The organism is Rugamonas aquatica (assembly GCF_009380215.1).
In the GTDB taxonomy this organism is placed as follows: domain Bacteria; phylum Pseudomonadota; class Gammaproteobacteria; order Burkholderiales; family Burkholderiaceae_D; genus Rugamonas; species Rugamonas aquatica_B.
In genome coordinates, this window is the sequence record NZ_WHUG01000001.1 from 960684 (window position 1) to 975668 (window position 14985).

General features: G+C 67.0%; 17 protein-coding genes and 1 pseudogene. 5 read left to right on the top strand and 13 right to left on the bottom strand.

Annotated features, from left to right (window positions below):
• Nucleotides 1–3 precede the first annotated feature (3 nt).
• Nucleotides 4–1440, top strand: a complete 1437-nt coding sequence (locus tag GEV02_RS04185; protein WP_152836667.1) for a DUF1501 domain-containing protein — start codon at nucleotides 4–6, stop codon at nucleotides 1438–1440.
• 28 nt (nucleotides 1441–1468) lie between these two features.
• Nucleotides 1469–2046: pseudogene (locus tag GEV02_RS33665) on the top strand (lipid II flippase family protein).
• Between the two features lie 11 nt (nucleotides 2047–2057).
• On the opposite strand, the gene GEV02_RS04195 reads toward GEV02_RS33665, so the two are convergent.
• Genes GEV02_RS04195 through GEV02_RS04205 form a run of 3 tightly spaced genes read right to left on the bottom strand, consistent with a single transcriptional unit; the run spans nucleotide 2058 to nucleotide 4246 of the window.
• Nucleotides 2058–2927, bottom strand: coding sequence for a dioxygenase family protein (locus GEV02_RS04195; protein ID WP_152836668.1), 870 nt, complete (start codon nucleotides 2925–2927; stop codon nucleotides 2058–2060).
• Nucleotides 2928–2940: 13 nt separating this feature from the next.
• Nucleotides 2941–3648 carry a hypothetical protein gene (locus GEV02_RS04200; protein ID WP_152836669.1) on the bottom strand — a complete coding sequence of 236 codons (708 nt, stop codon included), beginning with the start codon at nucleotides 3646–3648 and terminating at the stop codon, nucleotides 2941–2943.
• Nucleotides 3649–3676: 28 nt separating this feature from the next.
• Nucleotides 3677–4246 (bottom strand): Spy/CpxP family protein refolding chaperone, encoded by a 570-nt coding sequence (locus GEV02_RS04205; protein WP_152836670.1) that lies wholly within the window; start codon nucleotides 4244–4246, stop codon nucleotides 3677–3679.
• Nucleotides 4247–4452: 206 nt separating this feature from the next.
• On the opposite strand from GEV02_RS04205, the gene GEV02_RS04210 reads away from it, so the two are divergent.
• A complete protein-coding gene (locus GEV02_RS04210; protein WP_152836671.1) occupies nucleotides 4453–5145 on the top strand; it encodes a response regulator transcription factor in 693 nt (230 codons plus the stop codon).
• A gap of 3 nt (nucleotides 5146–5148) precedes the next feature.
• On the top strand, nucleotides 5149–6696 hold the full coding sequence (locus GEV02_RS04215; RefSeq protein WP_328595709.1) for a sensor histidine kinase: 1548 nt from the start codon (nucleotides 5149–5151) through the stop codon (nucleotides 6694–6696).
• Between the two features lie 7 nt (nucleotides 6697–6703).
• Here GEV02_RS04215 and dcd read toward each other — a convergent pair whose 3' ends face one another.
• Entirely contained in the window at nucleotides 6704–7270 is a 567-nt protein-coding gene (gene dcd, locus GEV02_RS04220) for a dCTP deaminase (RefSeq protein WP_008448083.1), read from the bottom strand.
• Between the two features lie 238 nt (nucleotides 7271–7508).
• Here dcd and GEV02_RS04225 point away from each other — a divergent pair, with 238 nt between their 5' ends.
• Complete coding sequence (locus GEV02_RS04225; RefSeq protein ID WP_152836672.1) at nucleotides 7509–8060, top strand: PEP-CTERM sorting domain-containing protein; 552 nt, start codon at nucleotides 7509–7511, stop codon at nucleotides 8058–8060.
• Nucleotides 8061–8074: 14 nt separating this feature from the next.
• Here the strand turns inward: GEV02_RS04225 and GEV02_RS04230 are convergent, their stop codons facing one another.
• The 9 genes from GEV02_RS04230 to GEV02_RS04270 form a co-directional block, all read right to left on the bottom strand.
• Complete coding sequence (locus tag GEV02_RS04230) at nucleotides 8075–8899, bottom strand: alpha/beta hydrolase (protein ID WP_328595710.1); 825 nt, start codon at nucleotides 8897–8899, stop codon at nucleotides 8075–8077.
• A gap of 96 nt (nucleotides 8900–8995) precedes the next feature.
• On the bottom strand, nucleotides 8996–9517 hold the full coding sequence (locus GEV02_RS04235) for a hypothetical protein (RefSeq protein WP_152836674.1): 522 nt from the start codon (nucleotides 9515–9517) through the stop codon (nucleotides 8996–8998).
• Nucleotides 9514–10350 carry a hypothetical protein gene (locus GEV02_RS04240; protein ID WP_152836675.1) on the bottom strand — a complete coding sequence of 279 codons (837 nt, stop codon included), beginning with the start codon at nucleotides 10348–10350 and terminating at the stop codon, nucleotides 9514–9516. The genes GEV02_RS04235 and GEV02_RS04240 overlap by 4 nt, the downstream gene beginning before the upstream one ends.
• Nucleotides 10343–12022, bottom strand: coding sequence for a GspE/PulE family protein (locus GEV02_RS04245; RefSeq protein WP_328595711.1), 1680 nt, complete (start codon nucleotides 12020–12022; stop codon nucleotides 10343–10345). Before GEV02_RS04245 ends, GEV02_RS04240 begins: the two co-directional genes overlap by 8 nt.
• Nucleotide 12023: 1 nt before the next feature.
• Nucleotides 12024–13202 (bottom strand): type II secretion system F family protein, encoded by a 1179-nt coding sequence (locus tag GEV02_RS04250; RefSeq protein ID WP_152836676.1) that lies wholly within the window; start codon nucleotides 13200–13202, stop codon nucleotides 12024–12026.
• Nucleotides 13203–13204: 2 nt separating this feature from the next.
• Nucleotides 13205–13687 carry a type II secretion system protein gene (locus GEV02_RS04255; RefSeq protein ID WP_152836677.1) on the bottom strand — a complete coding sequence of 161 codons (483 nt, stop codon included), beginning with the start codon at nucleotides 13685–13687 and terminating at the stop codon, nucleotides 13205–13207.
• Nucleotides 13674–14051 (bottom strand): type IV pilin protein, encoded by a 378-nt coding sequence (locus GEV02_RS04260; RefSeq protein ID WP_152836678.1) that lies wholly within the window; start codon nucleotides 14049–14051, stop codon nucleotides 13674–13676. The genes GEV02_RS04255 and GEV02_RS04260 overlap by 14 nt, the downstream gene beginning before the upstream one ends.
• The gene (locus GEV02_RS04265) at nucleotides 14045–14527 is read right to left on the bottom strand and encodes a type II secretion system protein (RefSeq protein ID WP_152836679.1); all 483 of its coding nucleotides are present in this window, start codon (nucleotides 14525–14527) and stop codon (nucleotides 14045–14047) included. Before GEV02_RS04265 ends, GEV02_RS04260 begins: the two co-directional genes overlap by 7 nt.
• A partial coding sequence (locus GEV02_RS04270) for a cohesin domain-containing protein (protein WP_152836680.1) occupies nucleotides 14524–14985 on the bottom strand: 462 nt, incomplete at its 5' end. The genes GEV02_RS04270 and GEV02_RS04265, both read right to left, overlap by 4 nt.

The following is a 14985-nucleotide window of genomic DNA, read 5'->3' on the forward strand; positions in this document are numbered from 1 at the left end:
CCGATGCACCTCCCCCCTTCTTCCCGCCGCCAATTCCTCGGCAAAATACTGGCCATGGCCGGCAGCGGCAGCGTGCCGTTCACACTGAACCTGGCCGCCATGAGCAGCGCCGCAGCCGAGGGCGCGACCGATTACAAGGCCATCGTCTGCCTGTTCATGAACGGCGGCAACGATCATTTCAATACCGTCCTCGCCACCGACAGCACCTCCTGGAGCGACTACCGGCGCCTGCGCACCACCGCCGACAGCGGCTCGATTGCCTTGCCCGGCATCGGCGCCACCGGCGGCGTGCTGCCCATCGTGCCGAACTCGCCGCAGGCCGGCCGCAGCTACGCGCTGCATCCGTCGCTGCAGCCCTTGAAGACGCTGTTCGACGCCGGCCGCGTGGCCGTGCTGGCCAACGTCGGCACCCTGGTCCAGCCACTGACGCTGGCCCAATACAAGGCCGGCGGCGTCGCCGTGCCGCCGCGCCTGTTTTCGCACAATGACCAGCAAGCGATGTGGCAATCGTCGCAGACCGAGCAGGCCGGCAGCGCAGGCTGGGGCGGAAGACTGGGCGATCTGCTGGCCAGCGCCAACGGCAACTCGGCGCTCACCTGCGTATCCACCGCGGGCAATGCGCGCTTCCTCAGCGGCCGCATGGTGCGCCAGTACCAGCTCAGCGGCGCCTCGGCGCCGCCCATTTCCCGCCTCACGGACAATCTGTTCGGTGTGCCGGCCTCCGCCAATCCCTTGCGCCAGATCGTCACCGGCGATCATGCCGATCCGTTCCAGAAGGAGCACGCCGCCGTCGCTGCGCGCGCGATCAGTTCGCAGGCCGCGATGGCGGGCGCCATGCTCGGCGCCGGCGCCGCCGGCGTGCCCGATCCGCTGCCATACATCAATCCGAACACTGGCCAGGCCGCCGTCAATCCGCTGGCCTTGCAGCTGCAGACCGTCGCCCGCATCATCGGCGGCCGCAACACGCTGGGCCTCAAGCGCCAGGTGTTCTATGTCAGCCTGGGCGGCTTCGACAGCCACGATTTCCAGGCCCGCAACCAGGCCGACCTGCTGGCCAAGGTGGCGCACGCGATGGCTTATTTCGACAATGCGCTGGCCAACTTGCAAGGCAACGACATGCGCAAGCAGGTGACATTGTTCACCGCCTCCGACTTCGGCCGCACCTTCACCAGCAACGGCGACGGCACCGACCACGGCTGGGGTTCGCACCACTTCATCATGGGCGGCGCGGTCAAGGGCAAGAACATCTACGGCAGCATGCCCGTGACCGGCATCGGCCATGATCTTGACGTCGGCTCGGGCTCGCTGCTGCCGACCACCTCGGTCGACCAGTACGGCGCCACGCTGGCCAGCTGGTTCGGCCTGTCCGCCACGCAGATCGCCGATGTGTTCCCGAATATCGGCAACTTCAGTATCCGCAACCTGGGCTTTATGGGATGATGCTGATCTTTCAATCCGCGCCCGGCCCATGGACAAGCAACTGGTTTTCATCTGTTTTCTGACCTTCGTTATCCATCTGATCGGCACCCTCGCCTACTCGGTGAGGATAGCCGGTGTGCGGACCCGGCGCATCGCCGTGTCGCTGGCCTTGTTCAGCATCCTGGTGCTGGTGTCGCGCACCTCGAATTCCTTTCTCGGCCCCTTCCTCGCCAAGCGTATAGAATCGTGCCTCGCAATGTGCGCGGCCTGCGCGACAGCGGCAGCGTGTCGGCATCGGTCACGCTGCTCAATGTCGGCGCGGTGGCTTTGTGGACGGTCGGCGTGTTCGCCTCGCTGTATGCGGGCGTGCCGGATCCCGAGGTGCGCGTCACGTCCAGCACGCTGTCGTCCATCATCAACGGCGGCGCGACGGTGATGATGGCGGTGTTCATCGATCCCCACATGTCCGGCATGACCGACGATGTCGTCGAAGGCCGCGTCAGCGATACGCAGTTCCGCCGCGCCGTCGTGTGGCTGGTCGGCAGCCGCCTGGCCGGCACGCTGCTGGCGCAATTGCTGCTGGTGCCCTCGGCGACGCTGATCGTCTGGGTCGCCAAGGTGCTGTAAGCCGCCTGCCGTCAGGCGGCCACGCCAACCGTCAGCGTCACCACATAGCCGTCTGTGACGTTGCCGGTGACGGTGGCCATCTGTAGCGCATAGCCGTCGCTGAAGATGTTGTCGGTGGCGTAGCTGATCTGCGCCAGGTTGCGCACGCTGGTGCTGTAGCCGCTGGTGGCATAGACCTCGTTGAGCGTCGCCATCGGGAAGGTGAACTGCGAAGTCTTGATGCGGTTGGCCGCGCTGGTGCTCTTGGCCAGCGTCGGATAGACCTCGAAATGCACGTGCGGCATGCGGCCCGCATAACATCCGGGGAAGATGGTCTGGAAAGCCAGGTTGCCGCTGCTGTCGCTGACTTGCACGCCGCGCAGATAGTTCTGCGTGGTGACGCCGCTTGAGTAGAGCGAGTAGTTGCCGTCGCGGTCGCAATGCCACAGATACACGGCATAGCCGGACAGCGCCGCGCAACTGCCGTTGGCGTTGACGATCTGCAGCTTGATGGTCAGCGGCACGCCGGCCGCCACGCCGGTCGGGCCGTTGAAACTGCTGCGGATATCGCTGCGCACCACGCCCGATTGCGTCAGCACGTTGACCACGCCGCTGCTGTTGCTGTTGGTGCCATCGCCCGGATATGGGCCGCCGGTTTCCTCCGGGATCACGGCGCAGCTGCCGGCAGCGGGCGTGCTCGTGCCTGGTGTCGTCGTGCTCGGGCTGGTGGTGGTGGCCGAACTGGTGCTGTCGCCGGCCGATGAGCCGCCTCCGCCACAGCCGAGCACCGGCAGCGCCGATGCGCCGGCCAGCAGCCAGCGCAAGGTCTGGCGACGGTCGCTGGCCAGGTTCAGCATGGCGTTCAGGTCGGCCGCCAGGCTGTGTTCATGGGTGTCGTGCATAGTCGCTCCTTGCTTAGACCGTGGTGTTGACCAGATTGCCGCTGGTGCCGCTGCCGCCCACCTTGGTCGACAACGCCTGCAGGAAGGCGGCCAGCTTGGTGTTGGCATCGGTCGCGGTGCTGCTGTCGGTGCGGTCCGCGCTCTCCGTGCCGCCGCTGAGTTTGTCCAGCAGACTGGCGAAGCTGTTTTCAAGCTGGCTGAGGGCGTCGCTGCCGTCCGTATCGCCGGTGGCGTTGGTGCTGGTGGCCGTGCTGTCGGTGCTGCCGGAGGTCAGCTTGGCGAGCAGGCTTTGCAAATCCGCTTGCAGCTTGCCGGGACCGCCGCCACCAGGACCGCCGCCCTGCTGCGCCTCGCTGTATGGCGGCGGCGCATCGTTGTCGCTGTTCTGCGCGTGCAGCGCGCCCATCAGGCTTTGCAGGAAACTGCCCAAGGCCTCGGCCACGCTGCTGGTGTCCGAGGCGTCCGTGCTGTCCGTGCCCGAGGCCGAGCTCGCCGCGCTGGAGCTGCTGGTGGCGCTGCTGCTGCCGGCATCGCCGATGCTGGTGATGCCGATGGCTTTCAGCGCGTCGGCGATGGCCGACGCGAATCCACCGCCTTCCGGCGGACGTGGCGGCGGTGCGCCGCGCGTCGCCTCGGCGCTGCTGCTGGCGTTGGCGCTGCTCAAACGGCTCAGGAAGCTGAGCTGGCTGGTGCTGCTGGAACTCAGGGCGCTAATCGACATAAGGTTCTCCGTTCAGGTGGGTGTCAAATCAGGGACGCGGTGCGTGGCGGGCAATGCCGTCGGCCTGCTTCTTGCGCTGCTCCGGAGTCAGCACGGCCAGCAGCTTCTGCTCGGTACGCACATGCTGCAAGGCGATGTTCGCCATCGCCGTCGCCGCCTCCTTGGCGAGCGCCGCGGCCTTGGCGTCGTCGTACTTGTCGGAGTGGCCCAGCGCGCGCAAGGCTTCGTGCGCCTTGGCGGCGGCCTTGCCCTGTTCGCGCAGATACGGCTGTTCCGCATGCAGGATCGCGAACACCTGGTCTTGCTGCGCCTCGCTCAATTCCAGGCCGTGCAAGAGCGGCGGATGCCCGCCCATGCCGGGGCCGCCAAACGGCGGCATGCCGTGGAAGCCCGGGCCCGGGCCGCGATCGCCATGCTCAGGGCCTTCGCGGCCCGGGCCGCGCTGGCCGTCCTGGTCAGGCGCCGCGTGCATCATCGGTGGACGGCCGCCATCGGCGCCCATGTCATCGGCACGGGCCGCGCCGGCCGAGGCGATCAGCGGCAGCGCCATGGCGGCAGCCAGCAAGATATTGTGTACGCTGGTTCTTGGAGTTTTCATGCAAACAATCCTTGGTTGGTAGGGAGTTGCCATTCTCTTGCCGCCCCGTGTAAAGCGCCGTTAGCCTCCGGTAAATCGGGGTAAAGATGGCTGTTTTGGCATGCAATTGGCCTTGGGCAATGCGTTGTAAAACGGGGTAAAAGACCGCCGGATGCGGCTGGGAGGCTGTTATGATCGGCACATCCACATAGAAAGAACCACGCGGCATGAAGAGCAAAGTACTGCTGATAGACGACGACATCGAACTGGTAGGCATGTTCAAGGAGTACCTGGAGCAGGAAGGCTTCGACGTCAAGATGGTGCACGACGGCGAGGCCGGCACCGCCGAAGCCTTCACCGGCCTGTACTCGATCGCCATCCTCGACGTGATGATGCCGCGCATGAACGGTCTGGAAACGCTGCGCCGCATCCGCACCAACAGCCAGCTGCCGATCCTGATGCTGACCGGACGCGGCGACGACACCGACCGCATCGTCGGCCTGGAACTGGGCGCGGACGACTACGTCGCCAAGCCCTGCACGCCACGCGAGCTGACCGCCCGCATCCGCGCCATCCTGCGGCGCGCGCAAAGCGTGCCGGCCGACAGCGGCGCGGCAACCGCGCTGACCGTCGGCCAGCTGACCATGTGGCCGGAACAGCGCCGCGCCGCCTGGGCCGGCGACAAGCTGGAACTGACCAGCACCGAATTCAACCTGCTCGAAGTCCTGGCCCGCAACGCCGGCCGGCCGGTCAGCAAGAACGCCTTGTCCGAACAGGGATTGGGGCGTCCGCTGGCGCGCTTCGACCGCAACATCGACGTCCACCTGAGCAGCCTGCGCCACAAGCTCGGCACCATCGCCGACGGGCGCTCCTGCCTGCAGACCGTGTACCGCCTGGGCTATCAGCTGATCAAGGAGTAGCCTGTGGGTCGTCTGTTCTGGAAGTTTTTCGTGTGCATACTGCTGGCACAGCTGACGGCCACCGTCGGCATCGGCGGCGCCGTGCTGCTCAAGAACAGCCAGCAAGCCGGGCTGAACACGGATCTGGATACCAGCCCGCCGGCCGAGCTGGCGATCAACTCCGCCGCCGCCACGCTGGAATTCGGCGGCGTGAAGGCGCTGCGCCGTTTGCTGGAAGGTATGGAGCGGCACCGCGTGTTCGCGGTCGACGAGCAGGGCCATGAGCTGCTGGGCCGTCCGGTCAGCGCCTCCATGCTGCGCGAATCGCACGCGCTGCTCAAGCAGGAAGGCAAGCGCCGCGTGGTGCGCCAGGTCGGCGATCAGGAAGGAAAACGATATATATTGTTTCTGCCGTCACGCGGGCTCAATCTCGACCGGCCGCTGATGATGGGACTGGGCGGCACCCAGATGGCGCTGCAAGGCGCGCCGGCCATGCCCCGTGGCGCACAGCCGGGCCCACCGGCTGACGCATCCGCCGCGCGCGGCCCTGGCCCTGGCCCAGGGCCCGGTCCCGGCGCTGCGGGTGCTCCGGGCGGCCCTGTGGGTCCCGGTGCGGGTGCTGGTCCTGGCGGCCCCGGCGGCCCGGGCGACATGCGCGGCCCGCGCTTCCAACCCCTCACGCCATGGGTGCCGATCGCCGCCGCCGTGCTGGCCAGCCTGCTGTTCTCGGTGCTGCTGGCGTGGTACTTCTCGCGCCCGATCCGCGCCCTGCGGCAAGCCTTCGATGCCGCGGCCGGCGGCGACCTGGCGCCGCGCTTCGGCGCCGGCAAAGGCAAGCGCAGCTCGGAACTGAACGACCTGGGCCGCGACTTCGACCGCATGACCGCCCGCCTGCGCAACCTGATCGACGGCCAAACCCGCCTGCTGCACGATGTCTCGCACGAACTGCGCTCGCCGCTGGCGCGCTTGCAGGCGGCGATCGGCCTCGCCCACCAGCAGCCGGAGAAACTGGCGGCGTCACTGGAGCGCATCGAACGCGAAAGCGTACGCATGGATAAACTGGTGGGGGAATTATTGACGCTGGCGCGTCTGGAAGCCGGCGCCATCAAGGCCAATCAGGAAGAGATCAACATGGCCGAACTGCTGGACCAGATCGCCGACGACGCCAACTATGAAGCCTCCAGCCAGCAGCGCAGCGTGGTGCAGGAAGGCGAAGCGGACGTGCTGGTGGCCGGCCAGGCCGACCTGCTGGGCCGCGCCATCGAGAACGTGGTGCGCAACGCCATCAAGCACAGCCCCGACAACGGCGTGGTGCAACTGCAAACCCTGCTCCTGCCGGACGCCCGCCAGCTGCGCATCCGCGTGCTCGACCGCGGTCCCGGCGTCGCGCCGGCCGACCTGGCAACCATCTTCCAACCGTTCTTCCGCTCCAGCAGCACCAGCGTGGAAGGCCACGGGCTAGGGCTGGCGATCGCCCAGCACGTGATCGAAGCGTATGGCGGAAATATCAAAGCCACCAACCGTGCGGATGGTGGCTTGTGCGTGGAGATGGTACTGCCGGTAAAACGCTGAGCGCTACTTACGCTTTCGGCAAGGTTACGCCGCGCTGGCCCTGGTATTTGCCGTTGCGGTCCTTGTACGACACGTCGCACACCTCGTCGCTCTCGAAGAACAGCACTTGCGCGCAGCCTTCGCCGGCGTAGATCTTGGCCGGCAGCGGCGTGGTGTTCGAGAACTCCAGCGTCACATAACCTTCCCACTCAGGCTCGAACGGCGTCACGTTGACGATGATGCCGCAACGCGCGTAGGTCGACTTGCCCAGGCATACCGTCAGCACGCTGCGCGGAATGCGGAAGTACTCCATGGTGCGCGCCAGCGCGAAGGAGTTCGGCGGGATGATGCAGACATCGCTCTTGATGTCGACGAAGGAGTTCGAATCGAAGTTCTTCGGGTCGACGATGGTGCTGTTGATGTTGGTGAACACCTTGAACTCGTCGGCGCAGCGGATGTCGTAGCCATACGACGAAGTGCCGTAAGAAATGACCTTGCGGCCCTCTTCCTGGCGCACCTGATCCGGGAAGAACGGTTCGATCATTCCATGTTGCTCCGCCATCCGGCGTATCCATTTGTCGCTTTTAATCGTCATCGAAGGCATTCCTAAAGTTCAGGGGGCGGCGCATGGCGCCGAATGCCCGAGATTTTACGCGATCGGCCGGTTTTTAAGAACATTTTTACACCACTAATAGCTGTTGCATCGACTAACGCGGTGATAGCGATTCAGAAAATTAATTTGCACAATGACAAAAGAATTGTAAGATGGACTAGCAGTCGAATACCTGAAATCCATAAAACCTTTCTTCAAATAAACTTAAATGGATAGCCAAATGAAAAAGTTTCTAATAACGGCAGTAATTGCGATGGGGATCGCATCAGGGACTCAAGCACAGATCATCAATTCCGGCACGCCTATTCCGGATGCCAATGTCTTGATTAATTTACACGGTTCGGGGCTGGATTGGGTCTACGCAGGGCCGATCGGGCCAAACGAATGGGCACCGGGCAACATCCAGCCCGCCACCTATCGCGCAGCAGAAGGCTGGCGCGTAGCTACCGCCAACGAATGGGCCATGCGGCCTCTGTGGACCGACTTCATCGTTGCCGGCAATCCTGACGGCATCGTCAGCCCTCCTGCCGGTTACAGCAACCACGCCGGCTACATCTTCGCGTCCGAATACTGGAGCAATTTCAGCCACGTTGACATCAACGACTATGCCGCCGGCAGGGTCACTGACGGCGTCAACGGCGGCCCTCTCGGCGGTGTCCCTGAAACCATCTATGTCCGCAACACGCTGATGGTACCGGAACCTGAAACCTATGCGATGCTGATCGCAGGCCTGGGCATCCTGGGCTTCCTGGCACGTCGCCGCAAAGTCTGAACCGGCTGATTTAGCTAAGCAAAAGCCCGCTCCTCGCGGGCTTTGACCGTTAACAGGCTGGCGATCATTTCGCGGGTCGCCTGCGCCGCCAGCGCCGGCGACTCCATCGGGAACAAGTGACCGCCCGGCACGATGCGGAAATACTTGCCCACCAGCGCCTGCGTGTGTTCCAGGCCGGACTGGCTGGTCTCCCACGAGTCGGTGCCGCCGATGAAGCCGATCGGCGCCGGGAAGCGGCCCCGCACCAGCTTGGGCAGATGGTGCGGCAGGCTGGCGTAGATGGTGGTCTCCACTTCACGGGTAAAGCGCAGCTGCACGCCTTCCGGATGCGGTTTCAGGCCGCTCTCCATGTAATCGGCCAGCACGCCGGGCGCCCAGGCGGCAAACAAGTCCTTGCTGGCGAAATGCTGGTGGGCCGTCTGCACATCCGGCCACACATTGCGGCGGCGGATGGAGAATTTGGCCGGCGGCACGCGATTGGCGCTGCCGCTCAATTTGATGAGGCGCCAGGCCAGCGCGCGCCACCCCGCCACCACTGGCGCGTCGAGCATCACGACGCAGCGCACCAGGTCCGGCCGCGCATGCGCCACCATCAGGCTAAGCATGCCGCCCAGCGAGTGGCCGACCAGGATCACCGGTTCGTTGTAGCGGGTGGTGAGTTCGTTGATGTATTCCTCGACCAGGTGCGGCCAGCCGTCGCTGACCGGATAGCGCGGGCTGTGGCCGTGCATGTCCAGCGCCTGGATATCGAAATCGTCGGCCAGCAGCTCGAAGTACTGGCGGTACACGCCCGCCGGGTAGCTGTTGGCGTGGGCAAAATGCAGCTTGGGCTTGCTCACAAGCGGTCTCCGTATGATTGTTTTCGAGCCATTGTAATGGCACATGACACGGCAGACTTGGGGGAAAAGCTCTAATTCCCGCTGCGCGGACGGCGCCTAACGGTTCAGCACCACTGCCCGCAGCGTGACCGGGTTGGCTTGCTGCTGCACCTGATAGCTGGAAACATACCAGCGCCTGCCCTCGTCTGCCCCCTCGTTCAGGCTATCGACAAAACGGCTGAGCGCATCGATATCGGCCGCCTCGAGCGTCAGCTCGCTGCGCGCGCCAGCCTGTTCGTGCGAGAACGCCAGCACGGCGATGCCGCTCAGGTCCGCCAGCTCCAGCGTGGACAGCACATTGTTCCAGGGGTAGTTGAGCGCAGCCGCCACCTGCTGCTCGCCCTTCAGCCGGGCCGCCAGCGCCGCCGCCGCGGCATTGCGCAGCAGCTGCGCGCGCTGCTGCTGCTTCGACTGCGTCTCCAGCCGCGCCAACTGCGCCGCCGCGCGCTGCGTCTCGCGCTGCAACTGCAGGTACTGCGCCAGCATCAGGGCGCCGCATACGCCGGCGGCGGCCAGCGCCAGGTACCACGCCCAGGGACGCCGGCGGCGCGCAACAAAATCCAGTCCCAGATGCATCATGCCGCGGCTCCCGCGGCAAAGAACAAATCGCGAAAATCCGCATAATGGACCGGCTGGCCCGCCGCCGAAACGGGCCCGCACGGCATCAGCAGCGACTGCTGCCCGGCGGCCAGGCCGCGTCCGCCGTCCGGCGCCCCCAGGCGGACATCCACCGCCGCGCCGGGACCGCCGGCATAGGCCAGGCGGCGCAGTTCGCGTTCGATGGCCGCGCCATCCACGCGATACGGCAAGGCCAGCACAGACAGCACCTGGCTGCCGGCGCCGGCGACTGCGGCAAAGCCGTCCTCTTCCACCAGCAGCATGGCGCGCGCCGCGCCGGGACGCCATGCCGGCAGCAGCTGGGCGGCGTTCCACAGAACGCCGGCCAAGGGCCGTACCGAGGCCAGCGTCCAGCCGAGCTGCGCGGCGTGCGCCTGCAGTCGCTGCTGCACGCTGCGCAGCATGGCGCAGGCCACCGATTTGCCGCCGGCCGGCGCCCGGTCCAGCGCGCAGCGCCATTCCGCCGCCGGAATCCCCAGCTCATGCGCCATCATCGCCATGGCGGCCAGCTGCGCCTCGGCCGCATCGGTCAGCGCGGCCGGTATGTCCAGCGCCATCAGCCGGTACAGCGCAGCCCCCAGATACACGTGCACCCGGCGCCGCCGCAACAGCCGCAGCGGCGCCGCCGGCAAGGCGGAAAAATCCAGCGTGGCCGGCGCCAGCGCATTCCACTCCAGCGCCGGCCACGCCTCGACGCCGGCCCGCCCCGGCCAGCCGGCCTGCCCCGGCCAGCCGGCCTGCCGCCGCACGTAGGCATGGCGCGCGGTCAGGTAAATGTGCAGCACATCAGTCATAGTCGACCACCCGCTCCACTTCATCGATGGTGGTCGCGCCGCACGCCACCAGGTCCAGCGCCCGCAGCGCCAGCGGCCGCACCCCCAGCTCCAGCGCGTGGCGCTTGATGTCGGCGACATCGGCGCGGCGCAAGATCATGGCCCGCAGGCTGTCGCCGACCGGCAGCACCTCGGCGATCGCACGCCGTCCCTTGTAGCCGGTATGGCGGCAATGCTCGCATCCGGGGCTGCGCGCCAGCCGGACGCCGTCCGGCGCGATGCCGGCCGCCAGCAGCCGATCGCGCAGCGCCGGCGCCGGCGCTTCCGGCTGCGCGCAGCGCGGACAGTTGCTGCGGATCAGACGTTGCGCCACGATGCCGTTCAGCGCCGACATCACGCTGTACAGATCGATGTCCATGTGGGCGAAGCGGCTGATGACATCGAACACGCTGTTGGCGTGCACGGTGGTGAACACCAGGTGGCCCGTCAACGCCGCCTGCACCGCGATTTCCGCAGTCTCCGGGTCGCGGATTTCGCCCACCAGTATCTTGTCCGGATCGTGCCGCAGGATGGAACGCAAGCCCTGCGAGAACGTCAGGCCCTTTTTTTCATTGACGGGAATCTGCAGCACGCCGGGCAATTCATACTCGACCGGGTCTTCGATGGTGATGATCTTGTCCTGTTCGGTGCGGATCTCCGACAAGGCGGCATACAGGGTCGTGGTCTTGCCGCTGCCGGTGGGCCCAGTCACCAGCAGCATGCCGTGCGGCTTGCGCGCCAGCCGGCGGATACGGGTGATGGCATCGTCGTCCAGTCCCAGGCTGGCCAGCGAAATCACGTTCGCCGCGTCATGCAGCTGGGTCTTGTCGAGCAGGCGCAGCACGGCATCCTCGCCGTGGATGCTGGGCATCACGGAGACGCGGAAATCCAGTTCGCGGCGGCCGACGGCGGCGCGAAAGCGGCCGTCCTGCGGCACCCGCCGTTCGGCGATGTCCAGCTGGGCCAGCACCTTGATGCGCGAGATCACTTCCTCGGCGCGCTGCGGATCGGCCAGTTCCGCCACCACGGCCAGCACGCCGTCGAGCCGCAGCTTGACGCGCACGCCGGCGCGATCGCATTCGAAATGGATGTCGCTGGCGCCGGCCTGCAAGGCGTCATAGATGGCCGAGTCGACGAAACGCACCACGGCACTGCTGCTGCGCTCGATGCTCTCGAGCGAAATGGCCTTGCCGCCGTCGGTGGCGGCGCCGGCCGGCGCGATGCGCTGGCCCAACTGGCCGGATGCCTTGATGCCGGCCTGCGCCTGCGCCAGCGCCGCCTCGATATCGGCCAGCGCCGCCCAGCCCAGCGCCGGATAGCCGCCGCTGCGGCTCGACAGCCACTGCAGCAACGGTTCATCCCACGGATCGGCCACGACAAACAGCACGCCGCCAGGCTGGGCCAGCGGATAGATACCACGGCCGACACAGTCGCTGAAGCCGAGCTGCGCCAGCTGCGGCGGCGCCGCGCACAGCGCCGGCAACGCCAGGTATGGCAGGCCGAAGGCGGACTGCGACAGCCCCTGCAGCGCCTCGACCGCGATGCCGGCCGCCGCCGCCACCTCTTGCGCCAGCGTGCGCCCGCCGCTGCCGGCGCGCGCCCGCGCCGCCGCCAGCATGTCGCCGGAAAACACCGGCTGGGTTTGCGCGTTCAAATCACATCCCTCCCGCCAGGTCGAACACTGGCATATACATCAAAATAATGAGCGCACCTATCATCACGCCCACCGCCATCAGCAGCAATGGCTCGGCAATGCGCGCGGTGCGCTCGACAAACAGCATCACTTCCTGGCGATAGGTGTGCGCGATAATCTCCATCGTGTGCGCCAGGTTGCCGGAGCGCTCGCCCACCTGCAGCAGCCGCAGCGTGACGTTGTCGGTCAAGCCGTGTTCGGCGAACGCCAGGCTCAGGCGCCGTCCCTGACCGACCAGCGCCTGCGCGCCCAGCAACTGCTGCCGCAGCGGGCCCTCGAACGCCAGATGGCTCGCCAGCGGGATGGCGTCGCTGATGGTGTAGCCGCCGTTGAGCAGCATCGCCATGGTCTGGAAAATGCGCGACAACTGGTAGCGCCGCAGATAATCGTGCACCAGCGCGTAGCGTCGCAGGCACCACCAGGCGGCCCGCTGCAATTGCCCGCCGCGGTAGGCCAGCGCCGTCGCCGCCAGCAGCGCGGCCAGCGCCGCCAGCAACAGCGCCAGATGGTCGCCAAGCGCGCTGCCCACGCGTATCAGGATCAGCGTCGGCGTGCTGATCGAATTGGCGAAGTCTTCATACACGCGGGCGAAGCGGGGCACCACATACGACAGCATGAACAGGCTGACCGCCATGCCGAAGCCCACCACCAGCGCCGGATAGATGGCGGCGCTGACGATCTTCTTGCTCAGGTCACGTCCCACCCGTTCGTAGGCGGCGAATTCGCGCAGCGCCTCCTCGACGCGGCTGGAGCGCTCGCTGGCGCGCATCGACGCGATCAGCAGCAGCGGAAAGCCGAACTGGTTCAGTTCCAGCGCGCTGGAAAAAGGCTTGCCCTCCAATAGACGCTGTTGGATCTCCAGCAGCACCGTGTGCTTGTAGCTGTCGCCATCCTTGGCGCCGAGCGTTTCGATCGCCTCCACCAGCGACATGCCCGACGACAGCAGGGTGCACAACTCGTCGCAGAACAGCACCACGTCGAAATGCCGGCGGCGCGGCGCGGCGCCCGCCGCCGCCACCGACAGCACCGTCACGCCCTGCCGCTCCAGCGCCTGCTGCACGGCGTCGGCGCTGGCGCCCTCGGCCAGCCGCTCGGTCCAGCTGGCGCTGGCGGCATCGAAAATGCGTACCTTGAATTGCATGGTTAGCGTCCTCCCGGCGCCGGCACGTACACGAACTGCCAATCCGCATAGCGTTGGCCGGACACCGTCAGCAAAGCCAGCTTTACCGGCTGGCGGCGCAGGGTTTCGGCTGCGCTCAGGCTGTAGACGCCGCAGATGCCGCCATCGCCGGCGCGTAGCAGCCCCCAGTCGCGGCCGCCGTTGACCGGGTCGCCGTACAGGCGGCGCAGATGGCGCGCGGTGCCGACGAAACGGCGGTCGTCGAGCAGTTCCGTCAGCGCCGCCGGATAGTGTTTCGGCTCGCCCGGGCTGCGCTGGTAGTACTCGCCGATCGCTTTCTGGTAGGCGGCGCCGACTTCCAGCAGCAACTGCTCGCGGTCGCGCCGCGCCGCCGCACTCCACGACGTGCCCAGCGCGGCCAGGCCGATGCCGAAAATGGCCAGCGCCGCCAGCACCACGACATAGGTGTAGCCCCGCTGGCGACGCTGCGCCTTACCAGGATGCATACGCGCTCCCGTCCTGCGCCACGCCTTCGGCACCGCTCCTGACGTCGAACACCTGGCCGGCCTCCTTGTCCGCGGGCGCGACAACGATCCAGCTGGCGCTGCGGTCGGTGACCGGATCGACCGGAATCCTGCGCAGGTATTTGCGCTCGACGAGCTGCTCCAGCGACGCCGGATACACGCCCCGGTCGCCGAAATGCTTGTCGATCGCCTCGCGCATCATCGCCAGATCCTGACGCAGCACGGCTTCCCTGGCCTTCTGCACATGGCCGAAGTAACGCGGCACCGACAGCGACAGCAACAGGCCTATCAATGCCATCACCACCAGCAGCTCGATCAGCGTGAAGCCGGTGCGCCGTGTCACCATAGGCGATACGGCGTGCCGTTCATGCCGACCTCCTGTGACAGCGAATAGACGTCGAACACGTCGCCGCCTTCCTTCGGTTCGTCCGGCGCCGACGCATAGCTGCGCAAGCCCCAGCTGGCCTCGGCCGCCAGCGCGCCGGGGGCGAACGGATCGCGCGGCAGGCGCCGCAGCAGATACAGCATCCGGCCGCCGGCCGCCAGGTCGGGCACGCCGGCCGTCAGCACCGCCAGCGACGGCGGATAGCCGCTGGCGCCGGCGGCGCGGGCGATGCGGCCACTGTCGCTGGCCTGCTTGTAGGCGTCGATCGCGTGGCGGATCTCCCAGACCGCCTGCTGCAGTGCGCGCTCCTTGCCGCGCTTTGCGCTCAGTTCCGCCAGCGGCATCGCCGCCGTCGCCAGGATGCCCAGCACCGCCATCACCACCAGCATCTCGATGATGGTATAGCCACGCCGGCGCCGGCAGGCGGCCCGCCTCATTGGATCGCCACCTTGCCGGTGGGCGGCAGCGCCGGCGGCGGCACCGTCACGCTGGCCACCGGCCTGGCCGACACCACGCTGATGCCGGCCTGGCCGGCGGCCAGCGCCCTGAAGCGGAACGCCGCCACGGTGCCGCTGCCCTGCACGCCGTCGGCACTGTGGCGCAGCAGCGCCATCGACGCGTGGCCCAGCGCCTGCTCCAGCGTCCTGGTCTTGCTGAGCGCGACGCCATCCTGCCGCAGGAAGGCGCCGTCCTCGGCGTCCATCACCTGCAGCAACTGCGGCGGGAATTCCAGCTGCACCGGCAGGCCGCGCAGCGGCAGCCCCGACTTGACGTTGACCAGCACCGCGAACACTTCGCCCACCTTGACCTGGTCCGGCATCTGCAGCTGCAACGCGACCGCCGGTGCGGCGGACTCCGCGGCCGTGTCGGCGGGCACGGCCGCGGCCGCCACCGG

Coding starts and splice junctions, on each gene's coding strand:
- GEV02_RS04265 (WP_152836679.1), bottom strand. CDS start 14,527: ATGAGGCGGGCCGCCTGCCGGCGCCGGCGTGGCTATACCATCATCGAG.
- GEV02_RS04195 (WP_152836668.1), bottom strand. CDS start 2,927: ATGCACGACACCCATGAACACAGCCTGGCGGCCGACCTGAACGCCATG.
- GEV02_RS04240 (WP_152836675.1), bottom strand. CDS start 10,350: ATGACTGATGTGCTGCACATTTACCTGACCGCGCGCCATGCCTACGTG.
- dcd (WP_008448083.1), bottom strand. CDS start 7,270: ATGACGATTAAAAGCGACAAATGGATACGCCGGATGGCGGAGCAACAT.
- GEV02_RS04255 (WP_152836677.1), bottom strand. CDS start 13,687: ATGCATCCTGGTAAGGCGCAGCGTCGCCAGCGGGGCTACACCTATGTC.
- GEV02_RS04210 (WP_152836671.1), top strand. CDS start 4,453: ATGAAGAGCAAAGTACTGCTGATAGACGACGACATCGAACTGGTAGGC.
- GEV02_RS04205 (WP_152836670.1), bottom strand. CDS start 4,246: ATGAAAACTCCAAGAACCAGCGTACACAATATCTTGCTGGCTGCCGCC.
- GEV02_RS04200 (WP_152836669.1), bottom strand. CDS start 3,648: ATGTCGATTAGCGCCCTGAGTTCCAGCAGCACCAGCCAGCTCAGCTTC.
- GEV02_RS04260 (WP_152836678.1), bottom strand. CDS start 14,051: ATGGTGACACGGCGCACCGGCTTCACGCTGATCGAGCTGCTGGTGGTG.
- GEV02_RS04250 (WP_152836676.1), bottom strand. CDS start 13,202: ATGCAATTCAAGGTACGCATTTTCGATGCCGCCAGCGCCAGCTGGACC.
- GEV02_RS04235 (WP_152836674.1), bottom strand. CDS start 9,517: ATGATGCATCTGGGACTGGATTTTGTTGCGCGCCGCCGGCGTCCCTGG.
- GEV02_RS04185 (WP_152836667.1), top strand. CDS start 4: ATGCACCTCCCCCCTTCTTCCCGCCGCCAATTCCTCGGCAAAATACTG.
- GEV02_RS04225 (WP_152836672.1), top strand. CDS start 7,509: ATGAAAAAGTTTCTAATAACGGCAGTAATTGCGATGGGGATCGCATCA.